Below are 26,453 nucleotides of genomic sequence, written 5' to 3'. Positions count from 1 at the left end.
ATCCTGCTGGAAGGGGATTGCCGGCGGTCTGCGCACTCTTGGTCAGGTCTGAAGTCTTACTAGCAGCCAATTCTAGCTGTACTTCAGTCCGCGCCGGTGCCCTGCAACCGCCTTGGAGGAGATCGCGTGGAAGTGCAGGAGATGGTGACGGCCACCGCCAAGCCGCCCGCCGGCGTCGTCATCCTGCGCAAAGCCGTCCAGATCTTCGGTGAGCTTCTCATCACCGCCGGCATAGTGCTGCTGTTGTTTGTCGCATGGCAGCTGTGGTGGACCAATGTGGAGTCCGACGCCAAGCAGAGCGCCGCGGTCAAGGACTTTGCCCGTGACTTGGGCGGACCGGTGGCCCCGGCACCCGGGCCGACTGCGACGGGCGGCACGGCGGCTGAGCGCCCGAAGAATTACGGAGCGCCCGTCGTGGGAGAGGCACCCGGGCACGGCGGCACCATCGGCATCATGTACATCCCCCGGTTCGGCGGGAACTACACCCGGCCCATCGTCGAAGGCACCAGCGGCGACGTCCTGGACACCCTGGGCCTTGGCCATTACGGCAACACCTCCATGCCGGGCGCAGTGGGCAACTTCGCCGTAGCAGGCCACCGGCAGACGCACGGCGCCGTGCTGGACAACATCCACACGCTGGTACCCGGGGACAAGATCTACGTCCAGACGCGGGACGGGTACTACGTCTACGTCTTCCGCAATAACCGGATCGTTCTGCCGAGCGAAGCCGACGTCCTCCTGCCTGTGCCCAACCAGCCAGGGGTGCGGCCCACCGAAAGACTTCTCACCATGACCAGCTGCAATCCCCGCTTCGGATCCGAGGAACGGATCATCGCCTATTCGGTGCTGGATCACTGGCAGCCGGCCTCGGCGGGACCGCCTGCGGAGATTGCAGACCAGGTGGCACGCGCACGAGGGGAAGGCTAGGCATGTACGGCTGGATATTCCGCCATCTCCCCGGGCCCCTGTGGCTTCGCATCCTCACGTCGCTGGTGCTGGTTGCCGGCGCCCTGTTACTGATGGTCGAGTTCCTTTTCCCCTGGATGTCCCAGTTCACCCAATTCACCGACTCAACGATTGGTGCGCCAAGAAACCCATGAGCACAGCAAAGATCCTCGTCGTGGACAACTACGACAGCTTCGTCTACACCCTGGTGGGCTACCTCCAGGAGCTGGGCGCCGAGACAACAGTGGTCCGCAATGATGATGTGACCCTCGCCGAAGCGATGGAAATGGCGGAAACGCGCGACGGCGTGCTTATCTCGCCCGGCCCGGGTTCGCCGTCCGAAGCAGGGGTCTGCATTGAGCTGATCCGCTGGTGCGGAGAGCAGACCAAGCCGATGTTCGGCGTCTGCCTTGGGCACCAGGCCCTGGCTGAAGCATACGGCGGAACAGTGACCCACGCTCCGGAGCTCATGCACGGCAAGACCTCGCTGGTCCAGCACGGCGGGGCGAGCGTTTTTGCCGGGCTCCCCTCCCCCGTGACGGCCACGCGCTACCATTCCCTGGCCGCCGTCCGCGAGACGATTCCGGAGATCCTCGAGGTGACAGCGGAAACTGCCAGCGGCGTGATCATGGGGCTGCAGCACCGCACCGCACCGCTGTGCGGCGTACAGTTCCACCCCGAATCAGTGCTTACCGAGGGCGGCTACCAGATGCTGGGCAACTGGCTCGAGTCGCTGGGCATGAAGGGTGCGGCCGAACGCGCCGCAAAGCTCAGCCCGCTCATCCAGCACTAGGACTGCAAGCCGGGTCCTCGCGTCAGGGCCGGGGCTGCGATGGCAGGGTGAGGATCTCGGCTCCCTCGTTCGTGATGGCGATCGTGTGCTCACTGTGGGCCGTCCGGCAGCCCGTGGCGCTCCGGAGCGTCCAGCCGTCGGCATCAGTGACGAGTTCGTCGGTGTCGGCCATGACCCACGGTTCCAGTGCAAGCAGCAGCCCGGGGCGCAGCCTGTACCCGCGGCCGGGGCGTCCGGTGTTCGGCACGTGCGGGTCCTGGTGCATGGTGGATCCGATGCCGTGACCGCCGAACTGGGTGTTGATGGGGTACCCCGCCTCACTGAGGACCGACCCGATGGCATGGGAGATGTCGCCGATATGGGCTCCGGGACCGGCAGCCGCTATCCCTGCGGCCAGCGCGCGCTCGGTTGCGTTGATCATCGAGAGGCTCTCCGGATGCGTTGAGTCGCCCACGACGAAGCTGATGGCGGAGTCTGCAGCCACCCCTCGCTTGGAGACTGCGAGGTCGAGTGTCAGCAGATCCCCGTCGGCAAGGGTGTAGTCGTGCGGCAGACCGTGGAGCACGGCGTCGTTGACGGCCGTGCAGACGTAGTGGCCGAACGGCCCGCGTCCGAACGATGGCGCATAGTCCACGTAGCAGGACTCCGCGGCGGCTTCACGGATCATGTCCGCCGTCCACCGGTCGATGTCCAGGAGGTTCGTGCCCGGCCCGGTGCGGCGCTTCAGTGTCTGCAGGATGTCGGCCACCAGGGCCCCTGTCTCTTTTGCCCGGGCCAGTTCGGCAGGATTTAGGATCTCGATCATGTCTCGCCTTTCTTCTGCAGCCCGGCGCCGCTATTTTCCCTTGGTGGGTTCGGGCGTCGCCGTCGGCGTCGGGGTGGGCTCCGGGACCGGGGCCTTGGATACCGTCACCGTAATGGCCTTGCCCTGTTCGACCAGCGAGTTGAGCGGATCACTCTGGCCCGTCACCTTGCCGGGCTGGACCTGCGAGTTTTCCACCTCATTGATCACGGCAACCAGGCCGAGCTCCTTGAGCGCGGCCTCCGCCTCGGCACGGGTCATGCCGCGCAGCTCCGGCATGGCCACCTTCCCCGTGGAGATCACGATCTCCACGGTGCTGCCCACCGCCACCTGCTGGCCGGGAGCCGGCTTGGTCGTGATCACCAGGCCGGCCGGAACTGTGGCGCTGTTGGCCATGGTGGTGGACGGTGCACCCACCAGTCCCGCCTGCCGCAGGATATCGCGGGCTGCCGCCTCCGTCCGTCCCGGCAGCGTCGCCGGGATCTTGACGGCACTCGGGCCCGCCGAGATGTTCAGGACCACGTCCGAGTTCGGTTCCAGCGATGATCCCGCCGGCGGTGCGGTGCCGATGGCGGTGCCCTCGGCGATCGAGTCGTGCTGCACGCGCTTGATCTGGGGCCGCAGTTTGGCGTCGTAGAGAGCCTGCAGCGCCTCTGATTCGGAAAGCTTCTCCACCGAGGGAATAGCAACCCGCAGCGGCTCGGCGGGCGGCTGGTTGAGGAAGTTGTAGAACCACAGGCCGCCGCCGGCCAGCACCAGAAGCGTGAAGATCACGAAGGTGGTGATCCAGGCCCGACGCCGGGACTTCTGCAGGCCCGACCGCTCGCGTTCGCGGGGCAGACCAAGCGGAAGCTCGTCGTGGTCGGCCGTTTCGTACACGGCCGCTGCCTCCACCGGCAGCACGGATTCATCGGGGTCGGTGTCCCGGGTGCGGTGCAGGCGGCCAGCGGGGACGTCGTCGAGGAAACTGGCCCCGGTCATTGAAAACGCTTCCGTGGGGGGCGTGCGGCGCGGCTCAGGAATGTCGTTGGGATCCGTCGGCGCTTCGCTGGGCGACAGTGCCGGAACGGCAATTCCGTTCTTCGCCGCCCGGAGCGCACGGCGGAAGGCCGCCGCGTCCTGGAACCGGTCGGCACGGTTCTTCTGCAGCGCCTTTTCCAGCACGCTGTCCAGCGCCCCGGAAATCTCCGGGTTATAGGTACTGGGCGGTTCGGGCTTCTCACGGACGTGCTGGTAGGCCACAGATACGGGGCTTTCGCCTACGAAGGGCGGGCGTCCGGTCAGCGTTTCGTACAGCAGGCAGCCTGCCGAGTACAGGTCACTCCGGGCATCCACGGCTTCGCCGCGCGCCTGCTCCGGCGACAGGTACTGGGCCGTGCCCACCACGGCCTGAGTCTGCGTCATCGTTGCCGCGGAATCGGCAACCGCGCGGGCAATGCCGAAGTCCATGACCTTCACCATGTCCGAGTTTTCGCAGTACATCACGTTCGCCGGCTTGATGTCCCGGTGAACGATGCCGGCCTTGTGGCTGTATTCCAGCGCAGAAAGGACCCCCAGGGTGTATTCCACGGCCTGGTCGATGGTGATGTCGCTGGCCCGGATCAGGTCACGGAGGGTCTTGCCTGCCACGAATTCCATGACGATGTACGGAACGCGGACCTGGTCGTGCGCATCGCCCGTCACGGTGTGTTCGCCGGTGTCGTAGATGGCCACGATGGACGGGTGGTTCAGGGCGGCTACGGCCTGGGCCTCGCGCTTGAACCGTGCCTGGAACTGGGGATCCCGGGCCAGGTCGGGGCGGAGCAGCTTGACGGCGACCGTCCGGCCCAGCCGGGTGTCCAGGCCACGGTGCACGTCGGCCATGCCCCCGCGGCCGATGAGGTCCCCGAGTTCATAGCGTCCGCTCAGGACGCGCTGACTGGTCACCGGGATGTTGTCTTCCCGGTGTGACGGAGTTCGTGGCGTGGTCACGGCTTAGCTTCCGGTCGGTGAGCCGCTTGGAGTTGGCGTGGGTGTGGTCGACGGCGTCGGGATCAGCGCCTCGGACAGGTGGTAGGTCACCACCGACCCGGCATCGACCTCACGGCCGCTTTCGGGCTCGGACCGGACAAAGGTTCCGGCGTCCTGGCCGGGTTCGCCGGGCTCGTCTGCACCCTTTTGCCAGCGCAGTCCGGCCTTCTCAATGGCTGACTGCACCTCGGCCTCACTGCTGCCCGTGCTGATGTCAGGGACGCTGATTTGTTTCGGCCCCTTGGAGTAGGTGACTGTGATGGTGCGCCCAGGCTGTACCGGTCCCGTTGGATTGAGGTCCGTGACGGTGCCGGGAGTGGCAGGGTCGAAGACTTCCTTGCCGTCGACCTGCAGGCCAAGTGCGATCAGTTCGGAGCGGACGTCGCTGAACTGCCTGCCGAGGTATGCGTCGGGAATCAGGTTGATGGCCTCGGGTGTGGTCTGCGTCGGCGTCGGGGTGGGCGTCGGTGTCTGCGACGTCTGCGTCGGTGTGGGCGTGGAACTCGTGGTCACACTGCGGCTGGGCGTGCCCGACGTGGTGGCGGCGGGGTTCTGGCCCGGGAACAGGAAGCCCGCCTGGCTCAGCAGGATGCCGGCGACGGCGAACAGCACCAGCAGGATCAGGGCAATCAGCGGCCAGGTCCAGGGGCTGCGCTTCCGGCGCTCGGGCTCATCCCCGGGTTCGTCGTCGTACCGTTCCGGTTCCTGGTCCCAGCTGCGCTCGGCCGCCAGGGCGGCATCGGCACGCGACAGCGTGCTCCCCGCCCGGGTGGGGGCGCCATCTGTGTCCCCGGCAGCGGCTGCCCCGCCGGCAGCCGCGCCCGCGGCCGCGGCGCCCAGCACGGGCAGTGCCGAGGTGGCCGCCGTCGTGTTTTTCTCCGAAGCAATCACGCCGGTGGGTGCCGTGGCGATATTCACCGGGGCCGTCATGGCATCGGCGCCCCCTTCGAACAGGAGCATTCCGGGCACGGCCGCGTGGGCCGCAGGGATGTCACCGTTGCGGATGGCCTCTGCCGCCTCTGCCAGCTTGATCGCGTTGGCCGGGCGGTTCTTCGGGTCCTTGGCCAGCATGGACATCAGGAGTGCGCGGACCGGCTTGGGCAGCGATTCGGGCAGGGGCGGCGGCGCATCGTTTACCTGGGCCAGGGCGATGGCAATCTGGGATTCGCCGGAGAAAGGCCGGTGCCCGGTGAGGCACTCGTAGCCGATCACGCCGAGCGAGTAGATGTCGGAGGCGCCGGTGGCGGTCTGGCCGGTGGCCTGTTCCGGGGCGAGGTACTGGGCGGTGCCCATGACCTGGCCGGTCTGGGTCAGCGGCACCTGGTCCGCAAGGCGCGCGATGCCGAAATCGGTCACCTTGACCCGGCCGTCGGGGGTGATCAGCAGGTTTCCGGGCTTCACGTCACGGTGCACCAGGCCCTGGGCGTGGGCCACGGAAAGGGCCCGCGCCGTCTGCGCCATGATGGACAGTGTGCGGTCCGGCGAAAGGACCTGCTCGTGCTCGATGATGCTGCTCAGCGGCTGGCCGGGAACCAGCTCCATCACCAGGTAGGCAGAGCCTTCCTCCTCGCCGTAGTCGAAGACGTTGGCGATGCCCACGTGGTTGAGGAGGGCGGTGTGGCGGGCTTCGGCACGGAAGCGCTGGAGGAAGCCGGGGTCACCCGTGTACTCCTCTTTGAGTACCTTGATGGCCACGATCCTGCCCAGGATAAGGTCCTTGGCCTTCCAGACTTCACCCATGCCGCCGATCGCAATACGCGTGGTCAGCTGGAACCTGCCGCCGAGGGTGATTCCCGATGTAGGCCTCACTTATTCAACACCGCCTCAAAAATCTTCTTTGCGTTCGGACTGGTTAGCTGTGCTCCGGTGGTGATGTCCACGCCCTGCATCACGACGGTGACGGACACTTGCGGATCGTTGGCCGGGGCGAAGCCCGTAAACCACGAGTTGTTCAGGCCGTTCCCCAGCTCGGCGGTGCCGGTTTTGCCGGCAACCTGGACCCCGGGAATGCCGGCCCCTGAACCGATGCCCTCGCTGACCACGCTGGTCATCCACTCGGTGATCTGTCCTGCGATCTCCGGAGTCGTCGAGGTTCGCAAAGCCACCGGCTTCGGTTCGTCAATGACCCTGAGGTCCGGGGAACGTACTGCCTTGATCAGGTTCGGAGCCATCTGCACGCCGCCGTTGGCAATGGCCGAGGTCATCAGTGCGATCTGGAGCGGCGTCGCACGGACATCGCGCTGGCCAATGGCCGACTGCGCCAGTCCGGCGGCGTCCAGGTCCCGGGGGAAGACGCTCTTCTGGTAGTCCAGCTTGAGCTGGTCACCCAGCTCCTGGTCGAAGCCAAACTTGCTGGCCTGCTGTGCGATCGCGTTTTCCCCAAGATCCCTGGCGATGCTCGCGAAGGGGGTGTTGCACGACTGCTGCAGGGCGAACGCGAAGCTGGCCGTGCTCCGGGTGTAGCAGTTGCCGCCGGCGTAGTTGGGCAGCTGGTACTGGATGCCCGGGAAGCTCATCTGGGCCGGGTTGGGCAGAACACTGTCGGCGTTGTACTTGCCGGAGTTCAGGGCAGCCGCCGTGTCCACCAGTTTGAAGACGGAGCCCGGCGCCAGCAGGGCACCCGTGGGGCCGCTGACCGAGGGGTTCAGGTTGACGCCCGGGATCTTGATGGCCTCGTTGTAGGCAGCCTGTTCCTTGGCGATGTCCTGGGTGGCGATCAGGTTGGGATCGTAGGACGGCTTGCTGACCATGGCCAGGATGTTGCCCGTCTTGGGGTCGGTCACCACGATCGAGCCGCGCTGGCCGTCCGGAATGAGGTCGTACGCCAGCTTCTGGATTTCCGGGTCGATGGTGAGCTCGACGGACGCACCCTTGGGCTGGTTTCCCAGGAAGAGCTGCCCGATCCGGTCCAGGAAGAGCTGGTCCGAACTTCCGGCCAGCTGTGCATCCATGGACTGTTCGAGGCCGGTGACACCGTAACTGCGCGAGAAGTATCCGGTCAGCCCGGCATACAGCTCCGGCTGGTTGTAGCGGCGCTGGAACTTGCAGGACTCATTGCCCGGCACCGATTCTGCGATGGCGGAGCCGCCCACGAGGATCGCGCCGCGGTCGTTGCAGTAGTTCTGCAGGATGGCGCGGCGGTTCCAGGGGTTGGCCTTGAGTTCGTCGGCGCCCACCACCTGGACGTAGCTGATCGCACCGAAAATCAGGGCGAACATCGCGATCGCGGCGATCCATGAGTGTCGAATGGCCTGGTTCACAGGTGTTTCACCGCCTCGGTGGGAGCGTCTGGAAGTGTCTGGGTGGCGTTCCGGTCCTGCCGGTTTCCGGTCCCCGGCAGGGTCGCGGGCTTCTGCGCTTCAGGTGTCCGGCCGGGCTGCATCGGAGTGGTGTCCACCGGGCCCCGTGCCGTGTGCGAAATCATCAACAGCAGGCCGACGATGATCCAGTTGGCCAGCAGCGATGAGCCACCCGCTGCGAGGAACGGCGTGGTGAGGCCCGTCAACGGGATCAGGCGGGTGACGCCGCCGATCACCACGAAGCACTGCAGCGCGACGGCGAAGGAGAGGCCGCAGGCGAGGAGCTTGCCGAAGGCATCGCGGGTACCGAGGGCGGCGCGGAAGCCGCGGGTGAAGAGCAGCAGATACATCATCACAATGGCGAACAGCCCTATGAGGCCCAGTTCCTCACCGAAGGAGGCGATGATCATGTCGCTGTTGGCAAATGGCACCAGGTTGGGCCGGCCCTGTCCGAGCCCGGTTCCGACGAGTCCGCCGCTGGCCATGCCGAAGAGGCCTTCCACGATCTGGCCGCTGCCGCCCGGGGAGCGTCCGAAGACTTCCTCGGTGAAGGCATTGAGCCAGCTGTCGACGCGCAGGGCCACGTGCGAGAAGACCCTGGACGCGACGAAACCGCCGCCGAGGATCAGGGTGAGGCCGATGACCACCCAGCTGATGCGGCTCGTGGCGACGTAGATCATGACGATGAACAGGCCAAAGAACAGCACGGACGATCCGAGGTCGCGCTGGAAGATGAGCACCCCGATGCTCACGAGCCAGGCCGTGATCATGGGACCCATGTCCTTGAACCGCGGGAACTGTATGGGGCCGATCTTGCGTCCGGCCAGCATGATGAGGTCGCGGTTCGACGAAAGATACCCGGCAAAGAATATGGCGAGGGTAATCTTGGCGACTTCACCCGGCTGGAACGTCATCGGGCCGAGGCGGATCCAGACCCGGGCGCCGAGGATCTCGCCGGCGGAGATGCCCGGGACCAGGGGCAGGATCAGGAGCAGGGCGCTGACAGCCAGGGAAATGTAGGTAAAACGGCGCAGGATCCGGTGGTCCTTGAGGAACCAGATGACGGCGATGGCAACAGCCATGGCGATGAGGGTCCAGCGCAGCTGGTTATTGCCGGTATCGTCGCCCGGTGCATCAAGGCGGTGGATCATCGCCAGGCCGAGGCCGTTCAAGGCGACCACCAGGGGAAGTATTACCGGATCCGCATATTTCGCCCGCAGCCTGAGGACAACGTGGAACACCAGGGACGCGACGGCTAGCAGGCTGGACTGGAACCAGAAGTCCGTATCCAGCGAGGTCTGTTCATCGATGCTGGTCAGCGCATTGGCGCCGATGCTCACTGACAAAGCGAGCAGGAGCAGCAGCAGTTCCACGTTGCGCCGGGGTTTGGGCATGGTGTCGGCGTGGCTCATTGGCCCCCCTCACAGGTAGCGGTTGGGGTGGGTACGGCCGAGGCTCCGGCTGTTGCGGTGGGCGACGCCGTCGGGCTGGCGGTTGACGTCGCCTTTGGAGAGGCCGAGGTTGTCGGCTTCGGGGTGGCGGTGGCCTTGGCCGTCGCGGTTCCCTTGGCGGTGGAGGTGGCCTTCGGCGAGGCCGACGCTGTTGCCGTGGGCGACGGAGTCAGGCACTCATCCGGCGGAGCCGTGCTGCCCGTGCGTTCGAGGTTCTTGACGATCCGCTGCGCATCATAGAGATCCCGCGCCGGAACCGTCTGGCGGACCCGCTGCTGGGAGAACTGCGGCAGCGAATCCATCCGGATGTCGGTGACAGCTTCGAGGGTGGAAAGCTGGATGGGCCCGAGGCGCTGGGAGACGCCGTTGAAGATGGCCACCCGCTGGTCAAATTCACCGATGTAGTAGCGGGTCTGCGTCCAGGCATATCCGAGCCAGAGGCCGACGGCGAGGACCAGGAGTGCGGCGCCGGCGATTCCCAGGGTGAGCCAGCGGCGCGGGCGCCGGGCGGGCGTGAACTCCTCCGCCTCGTCGCGGGCCTGGTCCGACTTGTGCGTGAGCACGGTGGCCGCGCGGCGGGCAACCGTCCGGCCGGCAATCGTGGGGATGGAGCCTGTTTCGGCGGCAGCGACGGCTGCGCCGACGAGGATGTGCGGGCGGGAGGAAAGCTCCTCGCGCAGCACCTCCGCGGACAGGTGCTCACCCAGGTGCGGGTCGGTGCTGGTGGCCGGTTCATCCGATGGCTTGCCGGAAGTCCCGCCTGTTCCGTCGGGCCCGGGCGCACTGTCAGGCCCGGAGGTACTGTCCGCCGCGGAGCCGGCGGACACGGGGGCTGCGGCCGGAGGGGAGGGCGGAAGCCCGGAGTCCGGGCTGCCGGTGGCGGCAGCGGGAGTGTCACCCTGGGTGGCGGCCTTTGTCCCGGTGATTGCTTCCGGTTGTCCGGCGTCAGGGACGATGTCGACGGCGGCGGTACTGACGTCGTCGGGCGTCTCCTCCGCGATTTCCACCATGACAACGGTGACGTTGTCCGGCGCGCCTGCCTCAAGCGTGAGGTCGACGAGCGTCTCGACGCATTCGCTCAGATCCGGGGTTTCGCGCACGGTGCGCTCCACGACGTGGCCTGCGACGTAGTTCAGGCCGTCAGAGCAGAGCAGCCAGCGTTCCCCGGGCTGCACGTCGATGGTTGCGAGATCCAGTTCGGGGCTTGCGTCGACGTCACCGAGGACGCGCATCAGGACGTTCTTGTGCGGATGGGTTTCCGCTTCTTCGGGGCGCAGCCGGCCCTCGTCGATGAGGCGCTGGACGAAGGTGTGGTCCACGCTGATCTGTTCGAACTCACCGTCACGGAGGCGGTAGGCGCGGGAGTCGCCGATGTGGGCGAAATGCAGCTTGCCCTCGGCCAGCAGCAGGGCGGTCACGGTGGTTCCCATGCCCGCCAGCTTGGGGTTGATATGGACGAGTTCCGAGAGCAGCGAGTTGGCGGTCTGGATTTCGTCGGCCAGCACGGTGCCGGCGTCGTCGTCGTAATCGTCGGTGTCCAGGTGGATCATGTCCAGGACGGTGGCGGCGGAAGCAACATCGCCGCCGGCGTGGCCGCCCATGCCGTCCGCGACGACGGCCAGATGCCGCCCAACGTACGCGGAGTCGTCGTTCTTCGCACGGATGCGGCCGACGTCGGAGCGCGCCGCATAGCGCAGGATAAGGGGCCGAGGTGAGGCTGGAACCTCGCCGGCCGGCATGTCCGGAGCGGCCATGGCTACGGCCTCAATTCAATGACCGTCTTGCCGATTCTCACGGGTACACCAAGGTCCACGGGCAGGGCCCTGGTGAGCTGCTGGTCGGCCAGATAGGTGCCGTTGGTGGAGCCGAGGTCCTCGATGAACCAGCGGCTTCCCTGGGGAAAGAGCCGGGCGTGCCTGCCGGAGGCGTAATCGTCCTCCAGCACCAGCGTGGCCTCCTGGGCGCGGCCCAGCAAAATGGGGCTGGCAGCCAGGGGGACGGTGCGGCCCTTGAGCGGGCCTTCGGTGACCACCAGCTGGCGTGCCTGCTGCCTGGCCGGAGCCGGCGCGGGTTCTGCGAGTTCCGGGTTCTTGCGGACCTGGCGTGCCGTGGGTGCGCCGGTGGCGGCCTTGCGGCCGATCATGAGGTCGCGGCGCATGGCGGAGACGATGCTGAAAATGAGGACCCAGAGAAGAAGCAGGAACCCGAAGCGCAGTGCGGTGATGGTCAGTTCGCTCATGGGCGGCCGCCAGTGTTGGCGGGCAGGAGGCGGAAGATGATTTTGGTCCGTCCCATCGTGATGGTGGAGCCATCGGTAAGCTCCATGGTCCCGGCCACTTTCTGTCCGTTGACGTAGCTGCCGTTTGTGGAGCCGAGGTCGACGGCGGTGGTGGTGCCTCCCTGGGTTTGGATTTCCAGATGCCGGCGGGAGACCCCGGTGTCATCCACCAGAATGTCAGCCTCTGATGAACGGCCCAAAACCACTGAGGGCGCATTGAGTGAATACCGCTGGCCGTCGATGTCCAGGACAGGCTGCAGCCGGACCGGCTGGCGGTTGGGCGCGGCCGGCACGTTGGCGCGCGGGGCGGCCGGAGCTGCGCCGGAGGACTTTTCGGTTTTTGAGGTGATCTCGAAGTCGCCGGCCCGGTGGGCTTCGTCCCGGCGGAAGGAAATGCGGACCGGGCCCTGGAGGATGTATCCCTGGCTGCGGACGTGGTTGATCACGACGTCGCAGAGTTCCTCCGCCAGCGGCGTTCCCCATTCCTGGGCGCGCTGGAAATCCTCGTCGCTCAGGAGCACGTCGAAGACGTTGGGTACCAGGGTGCGCCCGGCGGCGATGGTGATGGCCTTGTGGTCCACTTCGCGGCGGAGGCGGCTCGCGATTTCCACGGGCTCAACCTGGGCTTTGGAGCCGGTGGAGAAGACGCCGCGGACGGCCTTTTCAATGCCGCGTTCGACCTTGTCCAGCAAACCCATGGTCCTCTCCTTTCCTTGCTGCTGAGGGACAGTACGTCCCGCGGAACTCATTCTGGCAACGCAGTCACAACAAAATACCGTGCCCGCCGAAAGCGGGCCCTGATACATCCGATACTACTTGCCACGTCCGCGAAAGACCTTAATCCACAACGCGCCGAGGACCTGATTCGTTCACGTTTCCCGCTTGATTGTGGGCGCCATCACAGTCCCTGATCCTCCCCGTGCACCCGCTTTGATGGGACCTGAGGCCGTGGCTGCGGGCGGGAAACCGGCCAAAAAGCGGGTGCCACGCCCCGATTAGGAATTTGCGGGGAATGTCCGTTATGCTTGATCTCGCTGCTTTCACAAGGCAACAGGCCGGAGACCGGACGGGCCGAGTGGAAGAAGTTGCGCGCGAGTGGCGGAACGGCAGACGCGCTGGCTTCAGGTGCCAGTGTCCGAAAGGGCGTGGGGGTTCAAATCCCCCCTCGCGCACGCATCAGAGCCCCGGGAAATCGATGGTTTCCCGGGGCTCTTTCTTTTCCGCGCGTTGTGACGGAAGCCGTTGGTCAGCCGGCTGCCAGCGCCGCGTTAACCAGCTTGGCCAGTTCCGGTGCCGCGCTTTCTGTCACAGCGCCCGGGGCTCCCGTTTTCACGACCGTGGCCGCCAGGGTGCCCTTAACCCCGGTGACGGTCAGGACGGCCTGCTTTTGCCCTTTGGGCAGGGTCTGGGTCTGAAGGGCGCTCATCGACTTGTCGGCGTCCACCGCGACCTCCACCGGTTTCATTGCACTCGTGACTTTCTGCCCCTTCAACTCGAACGTGTAGCTGGCACAGTTGCGGAGTGCGGCCTCGCTCTTGTCGAACTGGTCCGTCATGACCGCGGGGTCCTTGACGGCGAAGACTGTGACGATCGTGGCGGTCTTTGCCGCCGCCGCCAGGCTTGCACCGGCGGCGTAGGTGCTGCCTTCGGGAACCTGCGTATTGTTGTCAGCCAGCACCCCGCACGCCTTCGGCGTGATGACGGCGTTCTTCAGCAGCTCACGGGCGACAATGAGGCCCTGATCCACCTGGGCGGCTGGAACAACGGTGAGGGCCCGGCCCTGCGCATCCTTAAGTCCGCTGACGATTGCGGTGAGTTCCTCGTTGGTGTAGGCCTTCGCCGCGGACGTCGCCGAGGGGGATGCGGAGGAAGGCTCCGCCGTCGTGCTTGTTTCGGCCGCGGCGCTGGAAGCGGAGGTGCTCCCGGACGGCTCGGCCGTGCTTGAGGGCGAGGGCCCGCCGCAGCCGGCGAGGAAGATGGCCGCTGCCGCGGCGAGGGAGATTGGCGCGATGCTTCGGTGCATGAGTGGATCCCCGTTCCGTGTGCCGGCTGACCCGCGGGTTTTCGCGGGCCTGTCCCGGAAACCGCTCCGGCCGGGGACCGGAGCGCAGGGAGCAGCGTTCGGCTTTCGCCCGGCCGCGTGCGATTGCTCCGAGCGTACGACGCTTGTCCTTTCAACGCCAGAGTGCCGGGCGTCAGACTTGTGGGCACGCCGAAAAACGCAGCGGGCGGGCGCCGGAATCCGGCACCCGCCCCGCTGGCTGTGTGTGGCCTACTTCGCCGTTGACGGCTCCATTCGTGCCGCGCCCGGCGCCGGTGCCTTCTCCGCGATGTCCGAGGCCGGCTTGCGCTCCTTCAGGAAGTACACCAGGATCGCAGCCACCGTGGAGGCCGCGGCCAGGGCGAACAGGCCGGGCACCACGCTTCCGGTCTGCTCCTTGATGATGCCGAACCCGAACGGTGCCACGAAGCCGCCGAGGTTGCCCAGCGAGTTGATGATGGCGATGGCAGGGGCGAGGACCAGCGGATGCAGGGCGGACTGCGGAATGGTCCAGAACAGCGGTGACGCGCTCTTGAAGCCCATGGCGGCGACGGCCAGGAACACGAGGGCAAGGACCGGCGTAGCCACGGCAGCCGCGAGCGTGCCGACGGCGGCCACCAGGAGCGCGGCAACCAGCAGCGGGCGCTTGGACTTAGCCCTGTCCTGCCACTTGGCTGCGAAGTACATGGCAAAGACGGCGCAGACCCAGGGGATGGAGGAAAGGAAGCCGACGCTCAGGTCCGTGGTGCCCGGGATCTGCTTGACGATGGTAGGCAGCCAGAACGTGTTTGCGTAGATGGAGAGCTGCACGGAGAAGTAGATGCCGCACAGCAGGAGGATCTGCGGGTTCAGGAGCATCTTCCAGCGGTTCACCTTGCCGCCGTCGGCCTTCGTGTGCTGGGCGTCCTCTTCGTCGATCGTTGCGGTGAGGGCCGACTTTTCACCGGCCGTGAGCCACTTGGCATCCTGGATCCTGGCCTCGAGGAAGAAGAATACGGTGATGCCGACTGCCACGGAGAGTGCCCCCTCGAAGCCAAACAGCCACTGCCAGCCCCGCAGGCCCAGAACGTCATGGAGGCTCAGGAGCAGTCCGGCGATGGGGCCGGACAGTGCTGCGGCCACCGAGGACCCGGCGATGAAGATGGCGGTCGCCTTGCCGCGCTGCCCGGCGGGCACCCAGCGGGCAAAGTAGAAGATGACGGCCGGGAAGAAGCCGGCTTCTGCCGCCCCCAGCAGGAACCGCAGAACGTAAAACATCATCTCGTTCTGGACGAATGCCATGAGGAAGGACACGATGCCCCAGCTGATCATGATCCGGGTCAGCCAGACTTTGGCGCCGTACTTCTCCATCATCACGTTGCTCGGAAGCTCAAAAATCGCGTACGCAATGAAGAACAGCCCGGCGCCGAAGCCGTAGGCCGCGGCGCCGATGCCCACGTCAGCCTGCAGGTGGTCCTGGGCATAGCCGATGTTGGAGCGGTTCAGCTGGTTGCATACGAGCATGACCAGCATGATGGGCAGCACGCGCCGGAAAAACTTCTTCATGGCCGTAGCCACGTCCGTGACAGCAGTGTCTACAGACTGCATGGGGAATCCTCTTTGATAGAGCAGCAAAATCACGCTGTGGGGACTACGGGGTGGCCGTTGTGGTCCTCGCCACAGCACTCATTAACTGTAAGCAGTAGGTTTCATGCCCGTCCAACACACATATTGCATGGCGTGATACCCGCAGGGAACTGCTACGGCATCCGGCGCGACTCCACCCTGATGTAGCGGGCGGGCTGCCCTTCCTTACCTGTTGGCAACATACCCGGCCGCCACGCTCATGCCTGCACCGCCGTCAGGACCGCGCCGGTTGTGGCGTAGGACCGCAGGTTGGCGAGTGTCAGCTCGGCCATGTCGGCCCGGGTCTCGTTGGTGCCGCTTCCCAGGTGCGGCAGCAAAACGACGTTGTCGAGGCTGAGGAAGTCCTCCGAAACCTTCGGCTCGTCCACAAAAACGTCCAGGCCCGCACCGGCCAGCCGTCCGGCCAGCAGCGCAGCCACGAGGGCATCCTCATCCACAACAGAACCCCTGGCGATGTTGATCAGGTAACCGTCGGGTCCCAGCGCATCTATGACGGCGGCGTCCACCAGGCCGGCCGAACCTGCCCCGCCGGCGGCGGCCACGATCAGCACGTCGCAGCCGGCAGCCAGCTCGACAGGGGAAGCGGCGTACCGGTAGGCGACGTCGGCCACCGGATTGCGGCTGTGGTAGCTGATGTCGCAGTCAAAGCCCTCCAGTCTGCGCGCAATGGCCCGTCCGATCCGGCCGAGTCCGAGGATCCCCACTTTCCGCCCGCTGGCCTTGGTGGCCAGCGGAAAATTGCCCTTGCTGAGCCAGTCTCCACGGCGGACGTAGCGGTCCGCGGCACTGATTTTGCGGAGCACGTCCAGGTAAAGGGCGACGGCGGTATCGGCGACGCAATCATTGAGGACGTCCGGGGTGTTACTGACGGCGATGCCCCGCTGGGCAGCCTGCGCCACGTCCGTGGTGTCATAGCCGACGCCGAAATTGATGACGGCCCGCAGGTTGGGCAGCGCACGCATCAGCTCCGTTCCGACGCCAAACTTTCCGGACGTCACGGCGACCTCGAAGGTCGTCCCGTACTCCCGCAGGAACTCCTCCCGCTCGGGTGCGGCGTCGGGGAGACGCACGGCGTTGTAGTCCTTCCGGATGGATTCTTGGACGGCTGGCATGAGGGGCCCGACCTGCAGGACGGCGATGTTCTCCATAGCTGCACCCTAAGGATTCCGATTCATACAGGTCCAACATGTAAATGGCATCAATCGATGCCCGGACTGTATCGGTGCTGCACCTCCCGCGGAACCACGCGGATTTTCCGGCAACGTGGCAGCCGTCACAGGGCCTCGCGGCTGTGTGGGCCCTTCTCCTGGCGCCCCGGGCACCGCGGGAAATCCTTGTGGACCCCCTTGCCCTCAATTAGCTTGAGTCCAGCGCGGCCCCAAGCACCTGGTCCAGAGCCTTGTTCCATGACTCCAGAACCAGCCGCCGCAATCACCCGACCCGGAGGAAATACAATGACGTCTTCTTCAAAGCTCCCCTTCCCCGCTGCAGTGCTCAAATGGCCGGCGCTGGCCTCCGTTGCCGTGCTGGGACTGAGCGGCTGCTCGGTTGCCAATTCCGACGCCGCGGCCCCCTCCTCGAACTCGGTCCGCGTGGTCCTCGCGCAGGAACCGCCCACCCTGGAAGCCTGTGAGTCGAACCTGACCTCCACCGGTGTTGTGGTGCGCTCGAACGTCACCGAGCCCCTGATTGAACGGAACCCGCAGACGGGCGCACTCGAACCGAAGCTGGCGACGGAATGGAAAGCCACGAGCGACACAGAATGGACGCTGAAGCTGCGTGAAGGGGTCAAATTCCAGGACGGAACACCGTTCAACGCCGAAGCGGCAGCCTTCACCATCGACCGGGCGGTCAACTCCAAACTCGGCTGCAACGTGGAAGGCTACGTCTTTGGCGACGCGGACCTCAAAGTGAAGGCGGTGGATGCCACCACCCTGACCGTGACGACTCCCGAACCCGACCCCATCCTGCCGCTGCGCCTTTCATTCCTCGAGGTGGTTCCGACGTCAACCAGCACGACGGCGAAAGTCCGTGAGCCGATCGGCACCGGCCCCTACAAGATCGAGCAGTGGGACGCAGGCCAGAAGATCACGCTCTCCACCTGGGACGGCTACTGGGGCGACAAGCCCGCCTACGCCAAGGCTGAATACCAGTGGCGTTCCGAAAGCTCCGTGCGGGCTGCCATGATCACCAGCGGCGAAGCCGACGTCGCCATGGGCCTCAGCCCGGACGACAACATCGGCGACCTCGGCGTCGATTACCCCAACAATGAAACCGTTGCCCTCCGCCTGGACGCCAACGTGGCACCGCTCAATGACATCCGTATCCGCCAGGCCATCAACTACGCCATCGACAAGGAAGGCATCGTCAACTCCCTCTACCAGGGCAAGCACAAGGTGGCGGCGCAGCTGGTTCCGGAGGGCATCGTGGGCCACAACTCCGCACTGAAGGGCTGGCCGTTCGACCTCGACAAGGCCAAGTCCCTCGTGGCCGAAGCCAAGGCGGCCGGCGTGGACACGTCCAAGCAGATCTCGCTGGTGGTCCGCAGCGCCCAGTTCCCCAAGATCACCGAACTCGGCCAGGTCCTCCAGGAGCAGCTCAGCCAGGCCGGCCTCAACGTCAAGCTCAAGATGCTCGAAACCAGCCAGCACCTGACGTACCAGGTCCGCCCGTTCGCCAAGGACGATGGCGCGGTGGCGCTGATGACACAGCACGGCAACCAGGCCGGAGACGCCGCCTTCACCGTCGACCAGTACATGCTGTCCAACGGTGCCCAGAGCTACTTCGGCACCCCGGAGTTCGACGCCATGATCAAGAAGGCCGATGCTGCGTCCGGCGACGAGCGGAAGAAGGACTTCGAGGAGATCTTCGCCTACCAGAACGACAAGGTTGTGCAGTTCGCCCACATCTCGCACCAGACCGGCATCCTCGGCAAGGCCAAGTCCGTGAACTACACGCCCAACTCATCCAGCGGCGATGAGCTGCGTGTTTCGGAAATGACCCCGGCCAGCTAGCCCGGACTGCCGGGAGAGAAGGACAGCCATGCTGATCTACTTGAGGAAGCGGATCGTCTCCAGCGCGCTGCCGCTGGTGGTGGTGATCGTCGGGGTGTTCGCCCTGGCCAGGATGACGGGAAATCCCGCCAGCCTGTACCTGCCACTGAACGCCACCCAGCAGATGCGCGATGATTTCACGGCGCGCAACGGCCTGGACCAGCCACTGCTGGTCCAGATGGCCGACTATTTCGGCGGGGTGCTCCGGCTCGATTTCGGGCAGTCACTGCGCACCGGGCAGGATGCAGCCGCCATGGCGCTGCGTGCCTTCCCCGCCACCCTGCAGCTGGCCGCCACCACCATGGTGCTGGCCGTGCTGCTGGCACTCGTGGTCGGCTGCTGGGCGGCGCTGAAGCCGAACGGAATCGCCGACCGGATCTCAAGTTTCGTCTCCATGGCTGCCGCTTCGATCCCGGATTTCTGGCTCGCCATCGTAGGTATCTGGATATTCGCGATCACCCTGGGCTGGCTGCCGACATCAGGTGTGTCGGGAGCCAGCGCCTGGGTGCTGCCCATCGCCACCCTGCTCCTGCGCCCGTTCGGCGTGCTGGTCCAGATCGTCCGCGGGTCCATGGTGTCGGCTCTGTCGGAGCCGTACATCAAGCTGGCCCGCAGCCGCGGCGCCGGTGAACTCCGGGTGGTTACGCACCACGCGCTGCGAAACGCCGCCGCCCCGGCACTGACGGTGGCCGGCGACCTGACCGTGGGCCTGGTCAACGGTGCCGTGGTGGTGGAGACGATCTTCGGGTGGCCGGGGATCGGCAAACTGATGATCGATTCGATCCTGCAGCGCGACTTCGCCGTCCTGCAGGCAGCGGTCCTGCTGACCGCCGTCGCGATCTTTGCCCTGAACATCCTCATCGACATGGGCTACGCGCTGCTGGACGCGCGCGTCCGTCCCGTCACGGTAAAGGCCTAGGAGCAGCCATGCAGAATTCACTGACTGAGGTCACGACGGACAGCAGGCAGGACGGGAAGCTGAGCCTCTTCCGCCTCCTGCTCAAGGACCGCTTCGCCACCATCTCGGCGCTCGTCCTGGTGTTCGTCGGCCTGACCGCGCTGGTTGGACCCGCCCTGATGGGCGACCTGGCCACAAAACAGAACCTGCTGTTCGCCAACAAGGCACCGTTCACTTTCGCGCACGGCTGGGAGTACTTCCTGGGCAGCGATTCGCTCGGCCGGAGCATGCTGGCCCGCCTGGTGGTTGCCAGCCGGACCACCCTGTCCGTCGCCCTGCCTGCGGTAGCAGTGGCGCTGGTCTTCGGCTCGCTGTGGGGTGTCTGGGCCGGCTACCACCGCGGCTGGCGGGAAAACGCGTCCATGCGCATCGCCGACATCATCATGAGCTTCCCCTCGCTGCTGCTCGCCGTCGTCGTCCTTTATGTCTTCAGCCCCTCCGCCGCGAACATCGTCCTGATCCTGGCCCTGACCCGCATACCTATCTATCTGCGCACCGCCCGCGCCGAGTCGGCGGAGCTGCAGAGCCGGACGTTCGTGGACGCTGCCCGCACGTTCGGTGCCAAGCCGGGCGCGATCATCGTCCGGCACGTCATCCCCGTGGTGCTGCCCACCCTGCTCACGCTGGCCACCCTCGAGTTCTGCTACGTGATGCTTGCCGAGTCCTCGCTGAGCTTCCTGGGCATCGGCATCCAGCCGCCGGACGTCAGTTGGGGCCTGATGGTGTCGCAGGGCCGGCAGTACCTGCAGACCGCCTGGTGGCTGTCCATCTTCCCCGGTGTGGCCATCGTGATCACCACCATCGCCGCCAACGTCCTCGCGGCCTGGCTGCGGATCGCCTCCGATCCGGCCCAGCGCTGGCGCCTGGCACTTCCCCGCAAGCGGCTGATCGCCCGCATTCCAGTGAAGGAGACCCAGCCGTGAAAACAGCTGCCGAACCCGTAACCCGACGCCACGCCGCGGACGCGAAGGCACACGACGTCGTTCTGCAGGTCCGGGACCTCGCCGTGGACATCCGCACCCACCGCGGCACCGTCCGTGCCGTGAACAGCGTGGGATTCGAAGCCCGGGCCGGGGAAACCCTGGCGCTGCTGGGCGAATCCGGCTGCGGCAAGTCCATGACCGCCAAGGCATTGGCCGGCATCATGGACCCCGTCTGTGACCTCGCCGGAGGTGAGATCCTCCTCAATGGCACCGACCTAGCCGCGCTCAGCTCCAAGGAGCGGCTGAAGTTCGCCGGTCCCGGCCTGGGCATCGTCTTCCAGGACGCCCTCACTGCCTTGAACCCGGTCTATACCGTAGGCACGCAGCTTGGGGAGGCCTTCCGGATCCACCGGGGCCTCAACGCGAAGCAGGCCCGCGCCGAGGCGATTGACCTGATGAAACGCGTGGGAATCCCGGAACCGGAATCACGCGTGAACTCCTATCCGCACCAGTTCTCCGGCGGCATGCGCCAGCGCATCCTCATCGCGATGGCCGTGGCATTGAACCCGCGCCTGCTCATTGCCGATGAACCCACCACCGCGCTGGACGTCACCGTCCAGGCGCAGATCATGCAGCTGCTGCGGACGCTCCGCGAAGAGGGCCAGATGGCCGTCATCCTTATCACCCACGACCTCGCGGTCGTGGCCGAGGAAGCGGATTCGGTGGTCATCATGTACGCCGGCAACGTCGTGGAGAGCGGACCTGTGTCCGAGGTCTTCGCCGATCCCCGGCACCCCTACACGAAGGGCCTGCTGGAATCCGTGCCGCTGAACCTGGAGCGCGGAGAGCAGCTCAATTCCATTCCGGGCAGCCCGCCCGAGCTGCACGACATCCCGGCAGGCTGCGTCTACCAGTCGCGCTGCCCCCTGGTGCAGGACATCTGCCGGGCTGAGCGTCCCGCCCTCCGGCCGGTCAAGGGTCCGGTCACCCATCGCGCGAACGGCGCCAACTCAGACGCCGACGCCGGTGCTGCCGCGCCGCGGCCCGGCCGCACCGCCGCCTGCCACTTCAGCGAGGAGATCACCAATGCCTGAGCCGCTACTGGCCATCGACGGCCTGACCAAGACGTTCCACGTAGCCAAGAGCGCCAGCGGAAACACCCGCCTCAAGGCCCTGGACGGGATAAGCCTCACGGTTGGCCGGGGGGAGACCCTGGGGCTGGTCGGCGAATCCGGCTGCGGCAAGTCCACCCTGGCCCGGACCCTGATGATGCTGGAAACCCCCGACGAAGGAACCGTGACCTTTGAGGGAACCAACCCGTTCGGGCTCCGCGGCAAGGAACTGCTGAGCTGGCGCAGGCGCGTGCAGATGGTGTTCCAGGACCCGTTCGCCTCGTTGAATGCCCGGATGAACGCCGGGGACATCATCGCCGAGCCGTGGGCCACGCACCGCAGCCTTTATCCGACGTCGCCGGAGCGTGAGGCGAGGGTCCGGGAACTGCTTCACATGGTGGGGCTCCGCCCGTCCGATGCCCGCAAGTCGCCGCAGGAATTCTCCGGCGGGCAACGCCAGCGCATTGGCATCGCCCGGGCCCTAGCACTGAACCCTGACGTCATCATCCTCGACGAGCCCGTCTCCGCGCTGGATCTTTCCGTCCAGGCCCAGGTGCTGAACCTGCTCAATGAGCTCCAGCGGGAACTTGGCGTTTCCTACATCTTCATCTCGCATGATCTGACGGTGGTGCGGCACGTGGCAGACCGGGTGGCCGTGATGTACCTCGGCAGGATCATCGAAACCGGCACCACCGATGAAGTCTTCGACCATCCACGCCACCCCTACACGGCGGCCCTGATGTCGGCGTCACCGAAGCTGGATGTCACCGGTGCCAAGCGTGACCGGATTGTCCTCAGAGGCGAGCTGCCCTCACCGCTGGATCCGCCGTCGGGCTGCCGCTTCCGGACGAGGTGCTGGAAGGCGGAGGACATCTGCGCCGAAGCAGCGCCGGAGCCGCGGCTGCTGGCTGCCCCGGACGGCACCCGGCATATTGCAGAATGCCATTTCCCGCTTGATTCCCTCGAGGGCCTCACCGGCGTCACCGCCGTTGCTTCTTCCCGATGACAGCTGACCGGTGACCGGTGCCGAGTATGCCCTGATCGCGGGGGCCATCTTCCTGGGCGCCTGCCTGCAGGCATCCACTGGCTTCGGCCTGGGCATGCTGGCGGCGCCGGTCATCGCGATGGTGGAACCGGCGCTGCTGCCGGCCACGCTGATCCTCCTGGCCCTCCTGGTCACGGTCCTCGTGACCGCGCGCGAGCGGCAGCACCTCGACCTGCGGGGCACCGGATGGGCGCTGGTGGGCCGGATCCCCGGAAGTTTCCTCGGCGCGTGGCTGGTGGCATTGCTCTCCCGCGAGGGCCTGGCCTGGGTGGTGGTGACGGTGGTGCTGGCCGGCCTCCTGCTGGCGGCCAGAGGCTGGGCACCCCGGCCTGTGCGCACCAACCTCATCGTTGCCGGCGCCGCCTCGGGCATCATGCGCACTGCCACCTCCATCGGCGGTCCGCCAATGGCACTGGTTTGGCAAGGGCACGACGGACCCCGGATGCGTGGCACCATGAGCGCGTTCTTCATGGTGGGGTCAACGATCTCGATGGCCATGCTGTGGATAGCCGGCGCGGTCACGGCGGAGATGCTGGCATTGGCACTCTGGATGGTCCCGGCGGTGGTGGGCGGCTTTGCCGCGTCCCGCTTCGTCAACCGCCTCCTCAACCCGAGGCGCCTGAAAGCCCTGGCGATCGGCGCGTCGGCGTTGGGAAGCGTGCTGCTGGTAGTGCAGCTGATCTCTCAGCTCGCCGCTGCCGGCTAGGAAGCCACCGGCCTGGCCACCAGGTTCGCCAGCTCCCCGCCGCGGGCAAGCCGGGCGATATTGGCGGCGATGTCGGCCGCGCGGCGCTCAAACGTGATGCGGGCATGGCCGGAATGGTGCGGTGTGAGCACCGTGTTCTCCAGTTCGGCGAACGGCAGTTTAGCGGGCGGAACCACGCCGTCCGCCGGCTGCCCCCACCACACATCCAGGCCCGCTCCGGCGATGCGCCGGTCCTTCAGCGCCGTGTACAGCGCGGACTGGTCCACCACCGGCCCCCGCGCGACGTTGATCAGCAGGCCGGTGGCCTTCATGGCGGACAGTTCGGCTGCACCGATCATCCCTTTTGTGCCGGCGTCCAGCGGCACCGTGACCACCACGACGTCGGACGCGGCGAGGAGCTCATGGAGCTGCCCGTTTCCGCCCACCCAGTCGGGGTGGACGCCGTCGGGAAGCGGAGCAGCCGGGTTCCGGCGGACAGCCCGGACCGTCATGCCGAGCGCCCCGGCAACCCGCGCCACCTCGGCACCTATGGAACCCAGGCCCACCAGTCCCAGCGTCAGGTCGGCAAGGACGGGGTGGAAGGTCACCCCGGGATCGGTGGCGATGGTGCGCCACTCTCCCTGGCGGAGTGCGCGCTCCGCCGCGGCAACGTTGCGCGACAGCATCATGGTGACCATGAGGACATGCTCTGCGATGGGCCGCGCATGGTGGAATGTGTTGGCCACCAGCGCCGGTGGTGCCAGTTGGGTGAAGGAGATCTTGTCGTACCCGGCGCCGGTGACGTGGACCAGGCGCACACGGGAGGCCGCCCCGGCCTCGGCCGGGCTGAGGGAGGAACAGACGACGACGTCGGCCCCCGCCAGTGCGTCAAGCCGGCGTTCCGGGGTCCAAGCCGCCGCCATGTCCCAGCGGTGAGTGCCGCCGTCGGCCTTCAGCTGGTCAGCAAACCGGCTGATGATGGGGTCAGTGACCACAATCCTCAGGGATTCCAAGGCCGGCGAGCCGGACTCTGCCGCTACCACCGGGGGCTCTGCAGTTCGTACGACGGGTGGAGCCGTTGCATGTAGCCGGTGTCATCCCTGCTGCGGATCCCGCAGTCGAGGTACTGGCGGTGCAGGCGTGCCAGGGCGTTACGGTCGATCTCCACACCGAGTCCGGGCGCGGTGGGGACCTTGACAGCGCCGTCCGTGAACGTGAAGACCCCGCCGGCGATGACGTCCTCGGACGGGTCTTTCCAAGGCCAGTGCGTGTCGCAGGCGTAGTCGAGGTTGGGGGTTGCCGCGGCGAGGTGGACCATGGCGGCGAGGCTGATGCCCAGGTGGGAGTTGGAGTGCATGGACAGCCCCAGCCCGAATGTTTCGGTGATGCCCGCCAGGAACTGGCTGCGGCGCAGGCCGCCCCAGAAATGGTGGTCGGAAAGGATGACGTCCACTGCCCCGGCGGCCACGGCGGGTGCCATATCCGCGAAGCTGACCACGCACATGTTCGTCGCCAGCGGCATGCCCACCTCGCGGCGGACGGCGGCCATGCCTTCAATCCCCGGCGTCGGGTCCTCGAGGTACTCAAGGACCCCGTGCAGTTCCTTTCCAACGCGGATGGAGGTCTCCACGGTCCAGGCACCGTTGGGGTCGATCCGCAGGGGCAGGTCGGGGAATTCGGCACGGAGGGCCTGGATGGCGGCGATCTCCTCCTCGGGCGGGAACACACCGGCCTTCAGCTTGAGTGCACTGAAACCAAAGTTGTCCACCATGGTCCGGGCCTGCCTGACGATCCCTTCCGGATCAAGGGCGGGGCCCCAGGTGTCGTCTGCCTGGCCGGGGTGGCTTGCCCACTTGTAGAACAGGTAGCCGCTGAACTGGACCGACTCGCGGACGGCGCCACCAAGGAGGTCGCTGACGGGCCGGCCCAGCAGCTTGCCCTGGACGTCCAGGGCGGCGACGTCGAACGGGGACAGCACGCGGTCGGCGGTGCTTGAGCCAGTGACCATGCCGCTCATGCCGTGCCCGCCCTGGATGGTGTCCTTCTCGAGTGCCCGGGCGATCCGGCTGCGCAGCCCGTTGATGTTGAACACGTCCGTCCCGGGCAGGACACTTGCGGCCAACCGCAGGCGGGCGAGGTGGCCGGCATCGCCGTAGGTCTCGCCGAAGCCCGAGACGCCGGCGTCCGTCTGGACCTCGACAATGGCCCGCAGGGCAAATGGCTCGTGAACGCCGACGGTGTTCAGGAGCGGCGGATCCTTGAATGCCACAGGGGTGATGGAGACGCCGGTGATCCTGGCCTGATTGAGATTGTTAACGTGCTGGACGGGGTTGTATGCCTGGTTCACTGCGCTGTGCTCCTTGGATTGGCCGTGCAATTTGGCCGCGGGTCTTGATAAAAGCTGCTTTGTTCACGACCATAAGGGGAGTCATCAATTCACGTCCAAGCTAATTTCTGCACTCGACAATTCAGTAAGGGTATGGATGTTTTCGCTGCCTCAGTTAGAAGCGTTTGTAGCCGTTGCTGAAGAACTGCATTTTGGTGCTGCCGCCGAGCGGCTGAACATGACGCAGCCACCATTGAGCCGTCAGATCCAGATGCTCGAGAAGAAGCTGGGCGCCCAGCTCTTCGGCCGGACCAGCCGGAAGGTGGAGCTCACCGCTGCCGGTGCGACGCTGCTGCCGAGGGCTCGCCAGATCCTGGACATGTGCATCAAGACGGATCTGGACGTCCGGCGGGTCTCCTCCGGCCAAGCCGGCACCATCACGGTGGGATACACCGCCATAGCGGGGCACAGCGCGCTGCCGCTGATGCTGCGCCGCGCTGCCGAGAACATGCCGCAGGTGTCCTTCGTGCTCCGGGAACTGGTTTCAACGGACCAAATGGACGGCCTGGTGAAAGGCAGCGTGGATATCGGCCTGCTGCGGCCCATCGTGGCCCGCCCCGGGGTGGTGTCGCGGCCGCTGATGCAGGACCGCCTGGTGGTGGCGGTGCCTGAAGGTGGTTCGTTGCTGGGCAGCATGGCGGGGCGCAACGGTGAGCCGCTGCCGCTCGGCTATCTGGACAGGCTGCCGCTGCTCATGTACTCAACGAAGGAAGCCCGCTACTTTCACGACCTGGTGCTGCGGCTGTTCGCCAGCGCCGGTGCGCACGCCAACATCACCCAGTACGCCAGCCAGGTTCCGGCTCTCCTCGCCTTCGTGCAGGCAGGGCTGGGAGTGACACTGGTTCCCGCCTCCGCCATGGCCTTTGCCCCCGAGGGTGTGGAATTCCATGAGATCGACGGGCGTAACGGCGTGCAGGAGCTGAACCGCGTGGAATTGGAGCTCGCCTGGAATGAGGAAACAGCCAATCCTGCGGTGCTCAGGCTCCTGGAACTCATTGGGTCGCCTGAATCAGTCGGCCCGGCCGGGTCCGGAGCGACGTGACTCC

At 66.3% G+C, this 26,453-nt stretch carries 22 protein-coding genes and 1 tRNA gene; 10 read left to right on the top strand and 13 right to left on the bottom strand.

The genetic code is table 11. From position 1 onward, the window contains the following. Positions 1–141 precede the first annotated feature (141 nt). Together ACFUTU_RS02280 and ACFUTU_RS02275 are read left to right on the top strand one after the other, a co-directional pair. Positions 142–927 carry a class E sortase gene (locus ACFUTU_RS02280; RefSeq protein WP_377960419.1) on the top strand — a complete coding sequence of 262 codons (786 nt, stop codon included), beginning with the start codon at positions 142–144 and terminating at the stop codon, positions 925–927. Positions 928–1,096: 169 nt separating this feature from the next. After that, complete coding sequence (locus tag ACFUTU_RS02275) at positions 1,097–1,738, top strand: aminodeoxychorismate/anthranilate synthase component II (RefSeq protein ID WP_377960219.1); 642 nt, start codon at positions 1,097–1,099, stop codon at positions 1,736–1,738. A gap of 22 nt (positions 1,739–1,760) precedes the next feature. Here the strand turns inward: ACFUTU_RS02275 and map are convergent, their stop codons facing one another. The 8 genes from map to ACFUTU_RS02235 are packed head-to-tail and all read right to left on the bottom strand — an operon-like array spanning position 1,761 to position 12,276. Further along, positions 1,761–2,543, bottom strand: a complete 783-nt coding sequence (map, locus tag ACFUTU_RS02270; protein WP_377960217.1) for a type I methionyl aminopeptidase — start codon at positions 2,541–2,543, stop codon at positions 1,761–1,763. A 30-nt stretch (positions 2,544–2,573) separates the two neighbouring features. Further along, positions 2,574–4,466, bottom strand: a complete 1,893-nt coding sequence (gene pknB, locus ACFUTU_RS02265; protein WP_377960215.1) for a Stk1 family PASTA domain-containing Ser/Thr kinase — start codon at positions 4,464–4,466, stop codon at positions 2,574–2,576. Positions 4,467–4,514: 48 nt separating this feature from the next. After that, positions 4,515–6,359: a protein kinase gene (locus ACFUTU_RS02260; protein WP_377960213.1), complete on the bottom strand. Its 1,845-nt coding sequence runs from the start codon at positions 6,357–6,359 to the stop codon at positions 4,515–4,517. Next, a complete protein-coding gene (locus tag ACFUTU_RS02255) occupies positions 6,356–7,810 on the bottom strand; it encodes a peptidoglycan D,D-transpeptidase FtsI family protein (protein ID WP_377960211.1) in 1,455 nt (484 codons plus the stop codon). Before ACFUTU_RS02255 ends, ACFUTU_RS02260 begins: the two co-directional genes overlap by 4 nt. After that, entirely contained in the window at positions 7,807–9,261 is a 1,455-nt protein-coding gene (locus ACFUTU_RS02250; RefSeq protein ID WP_377960209.1) for an FtsW/RodA/SpoVE family cell cycle protein, read from the bottom strand. Before ACFUTU_RS02250 ends, ACFUTU_RS02255 begins: the two co-directional genes overlap by 4 nt. Further along, a complete protein-coding gene (locus ACFUTU_RS02245) occupies positions 9,258–11,054 on the bottom strand; it encodes a PP2C family protein-serine/threonine phosphatase (RefSeq protein WP_377960207.1) in 1,797 nt (598 codons plus the stop codon). The genes ACFUTU_RS02250 and ACFUTU_RS02245 overlap by 4 nt, the downstream gene beginning before the upstream one ends. 2 nt (positions 11,055–11,056) lie before the next feature. Then, the gene (locus ACFUTU_RS02240; RefSeq protein WP_087872353.1) at positions 11,057–11,539 is read right to left on the bottom strand and encodes an FHA domain-containing protein; all 483 of its coding nucleotides are present in this window, start codon (positions 11,537–11,539) and stop codon (positions 11,057–11,059) included. Further along, positions 11,536–12,276 (bottom strand): FhaA domain-containing protein, encoded by a 741-nt coding sequence (locus tag ACFUTU_RS02235; protein WP_377960205.1) that lies wholly within the window; start codon positions 12,274–12,276, stop codon positions 11,536–11,538. The genes ACFUTU_RS02240 and ACFUTU_RS02235 overlap by 4 nt, the downstream gene beginning before the upstream one ends. 391 nt (positions 12,277–12,667) lie before the next feature. Here ACFUTU_RS02235 and ACFUTU_RS02230 point away from each other — a divergent pair. After that, positions 12,668–12,750 (top strand) — tRNA-Leu (locus ACFUTU_RS02230). 74 nt (positions 12,751–12,824) lie between these two features. On the opposite strand, the gene ACFUTU_RS02225 is transcribed toward ACFUTU_RS02230, so the two are convergent. The 3 genes from ACFUTU_RS02225 to ACFUTU_RS02215 all read right to left on the bottom strand — a co-directional run bounded on the left by ACFUTU_RS02225 (position 12,825) and on the right by ACFUTU_RS02215 (position 16,393). Next, positions 12,825–13,601: a hypothetical protein gene (locus ACFUTU_RS02225; protein WP_377960203.1), complete on the bottom strand. Its 777-nt coding sequence runs from the start codon at positions 13,599–13,601 to the stop codon at positions 12,825–12,827. A 249-nt stretch (positions 13,602–13,850) separates the two neighbouring features. Next, positions 13,851–15,206, bottom strand: coding sequence for an MFS transporter (locus ACFUTU_RS02220; RefSeq protein WP_377960201.1), 1,356 nt, complete (start codon positions 15,204–15,206; stop codon positions 13,851–13,853). Positions 15,207–15,442: 236 nt separating this feature from the next. Then, a complete protein-coding gene (locus tag ACFUTU_RS02215; protein WP_377960199.1) occupies positions 15,443–16,393 on the bottom strand; it encodes a 2-hydroxyacid dehydrogenase in 951 nt (316 codons plus the stop codon). Positions 16,394–16,699: 306 nt separating this feature from the next. On the opposite strand from ACFUTU_RS02215, the gene ACFUTU_RS02210 reads away from it, so the two are divergent. From ACFUTU_RS02210 to ACFUTU_RS02185, 6 genes are read left to right on the top strand one after another with little or no spacing between them, the layout of a single operon-like run. Next, positions 16,700–18,259, top strand: a complete 1,560-nt coding sequence (locus ACFUTU_RS02210; protein ID WP_377960197.1) for an ABC transporter substrate-binding protein — start codon at positions 16,700–16,702, stop codon at positions 18,257–18,259. A gap of 28 nt (positions 18,260–18,287) precedes the next feature. After that, a complete protein-coding gene (locus ACFUTU_RS02205; protein WP_377960195.1) occupies positions 18,288–19,217 on the top strand; it encodes an ABC transporter permease in 930 nt (309 codons plus the stop codon). Positions 19,218–19,225: 8 nt separating this feature from the next. Continuing rightward, positions 19,226–20,179: an ABC transporter permease gene (locus tag ACFUTU_RS02200; RefSeq protein WP_377960193.1), complete on the top strand. Its 954-nt coding sequence runs from the start codon at positions 19,226–19,228 to the stop codon at positions 20,177–20,179. Next, on the top strand, positions 20,176–21,273 hold the full coding sequence (locus ACFUTU_RS02195) for an ABC transporter ATP-binding protein (protein WP_377960191.1): 1,098 nt from the start codon (positions 20,176–20,178) through the stop codon (positions 21,271–21,273). The genes ACFUTU_RS02200 and ACFUTU_RS02195 overlap by 4 nt, the downstream gene beginning before the upstream one ends. After that, positions 21,266–22,297 carry an ABC transporter ATP-binding protein gene (locus ACFUTU_RS02190; protein ID WP_377960189.1) on the top strand — a complete coding sequence of 344 codons (1,032 nt, stop codon included), beginning with the start codon at positions 21,266–21,268 and terminating at the stop codon, positions 22,295–22,297. Before ACFUTU_RS02195 ends, ACFUTU_RS02190 begins: the two co-directional genes overlap by 8 nt. Before the next feature lie 10 nt (positions 22,298–22,307). Then, positions 22,308–23,042 carry a sulfite exporter TauE/SafE family protein gene (locus ACFUTU_RS02185; protein ID WP_377960187.1) on the top strand — a complete coding sequence of 245 codons (735 nt, stop codon included), beginning with the start codon at positions 22,308–22,310 and terminating at the stop codon, positions 23,040–23,042. Here the strand turns inward: ACFUTU_RS02185 and ACFUTU_RS02180 are convergent. Both ACFUTU_RS02180 and ACFUTU_RS02175 read right to left on the bottom strand, forming a co-directional pair. Beyond that, positions 23,039–24,016 (bottom strand): 2-hydroxyacid dehydrogenase, encoded by a 978-nt coding sequence (locus ACFUTU_RS02180; RefSeq protein WP_377960186.1) that lies wholly within the window; start codon positions 24,014–24,016, stop codon positions 23,039–23,041. The two genes, ACFUTU_RS02185 and ACFUTU_RS02180, sit on opposite strands and share 4 nt — an antisense overlap. A 41-nt stretch (positions 24,017–24,057) precedes the next feature. After that, complete coding sequence (locus ACFUTU_RS02175) at positions 24,058–25,368, bottom strand: glucarate dehydratase family protein (RefSeq protein WP_377960184.1); 1,311 nt, start codon at positions 25,366–25,368, stop codon at positions 24,058–24,060. Positions 25,369–25,504: 136 nt separating this feature from the next. Here ACFUTU_RS02175 and ACFUTU_RS02170 point away from each other — a divergent pair, with 136 nt between their 5' ends. Then, a complete protein-coding gene (locus tag ACFUTU_RS02170) occupies positions 25,505–26,449 on the top strand; it encodes a LysR substrate-binding domain-containing protein (RefSeq protein ID WP_377960182.1) in 945 nt (314 codons plus the stop codon). Positions 26,450–26,453 lie beyond the last annotated feature (4 nt).

The sequence above is a fragment of the Arthrobacter sp. NPDC057388 genome, from assembly GCF_042668165.1.
In the GTDB taxonomy this organism is placed as follows: Bacteria; Actinomycetota; Actinomycetes; order Actinomycetales; family Micrococcaceae; genus Arthrobacter.
The sequence above is the reverse complement of the archived record's forward strand: the minus strand, read 5'-3'. Positions and strand labels throughout refer to the sequence as shown.

Bases quoted from the DNA above. Each gene is read 5' to 3' on its own strand.
- ACFUTU_RS02250 (WP_377960209.1), bottom strand. From the start codon at position 9,261: ATGAGCCACGCCGACACCATGCCCAAACCCCGGCGCAACGTGGAACTG.
- ACFUTU_RS02235 (WP_377960205.1), bottom strand. From the start codon at position 12,276: ATGGGTTTGCTGGACAAGGTCGAACGCGGCATTGAAAAGGCCGTCCGC.
- ACFUTU_RS02205 (WP_377960195.1), top strand. From the start codon at position 18,288: ATGCTGATCTACTTGAGGAAGCGGATCGTCTCCAGCGCGCTGCCGCTG.
- ACFUTU_RS02200 (WP_377960193.1), top strand. From the start codon at position 19,226: ATGCAGAATTCACTGACTGAGGTCACGACGGACAGCAGGCAGGACGGG.
- ACFUTU_RS02280 (WP_377960419.1), top strand. From the start codon at position 142: ATGGTGACGGCCACCGCCAAGCCGCCCGCCGGCGTCGTCATCCTGCGC.
- map (WP_377960217.1), bottom strand. From the start codon at position 2,543: ATGATCGAGATCCTAAATCCTGCCGAACTGGCCCGGGCAAAAGAGACA.
- ACFUTU_RS02210 (WP_377960197.1), top strand. From the start codon at position 16,700: ATGACGTCTTCTTCAAAGCTCCCCTTCCCCGCTGCAGTGCTCAAATGG.
- ACFUTU_RS02275 (WP_377960219.1), top strand. From the start codon at position 1,097: ATGAGCACAGCAAAGATCCTCGTCGTGGACAACTACGACAGCTTCGTC.
- ACFUTU_RS02245 (WP_377960207.1), bottom strand. From the start codon at position 11,054: ATGGCCGCTCCGGACATGCCGGCCGGCGAGGTTCCAGCCTCACCTCGG.
- ACFUTU_RS02240 (WP_087872353.1), bottom strand. From the start codon at position 11,539: ATGAGCGAACTGACCATCACCGCACTGCGCTTCGGGTTCCTGCTTCTT.
- ACFUTU_RS02190 (WP_377960189.1), top strand. From the start codon at position 21,266: ATGCCTGAGCCGCTACTGGCCATCGACGGCCTGACCAAGACGTTCCAC.
- ACFUTU_RS02220 (WP_377960201.1), bottom strand. From the start codon at position 15,206: ATGCAGTCTGTAGACACTGCTGTCACGGACGTGGCTACGGCCATGAAG.
- ACFUTU_RS02225 (WP_377960203.1), bottom strand. From the start codon at position 13,601: ATGCACCGAAGCATCGCGCCAATCTCCCTCGCCGCGGCAGCGGCCATC.
- ACFUTU_RS02170 (WP_377960182.1), top strand. From the start codon at position 25,505: ATGTTTTCGCTGCCTCAGTTAGAAGCGTTTGTAGCCGTTGCTGAAGAA.
- ACFUTU_RS02215 (WP_377960199.1), bottom strand. From the start codon at position 16,393: ATGGAGAACATCGCCGTCCTGCAGGTCGGGCCCCTCATGCCAGCCGTC.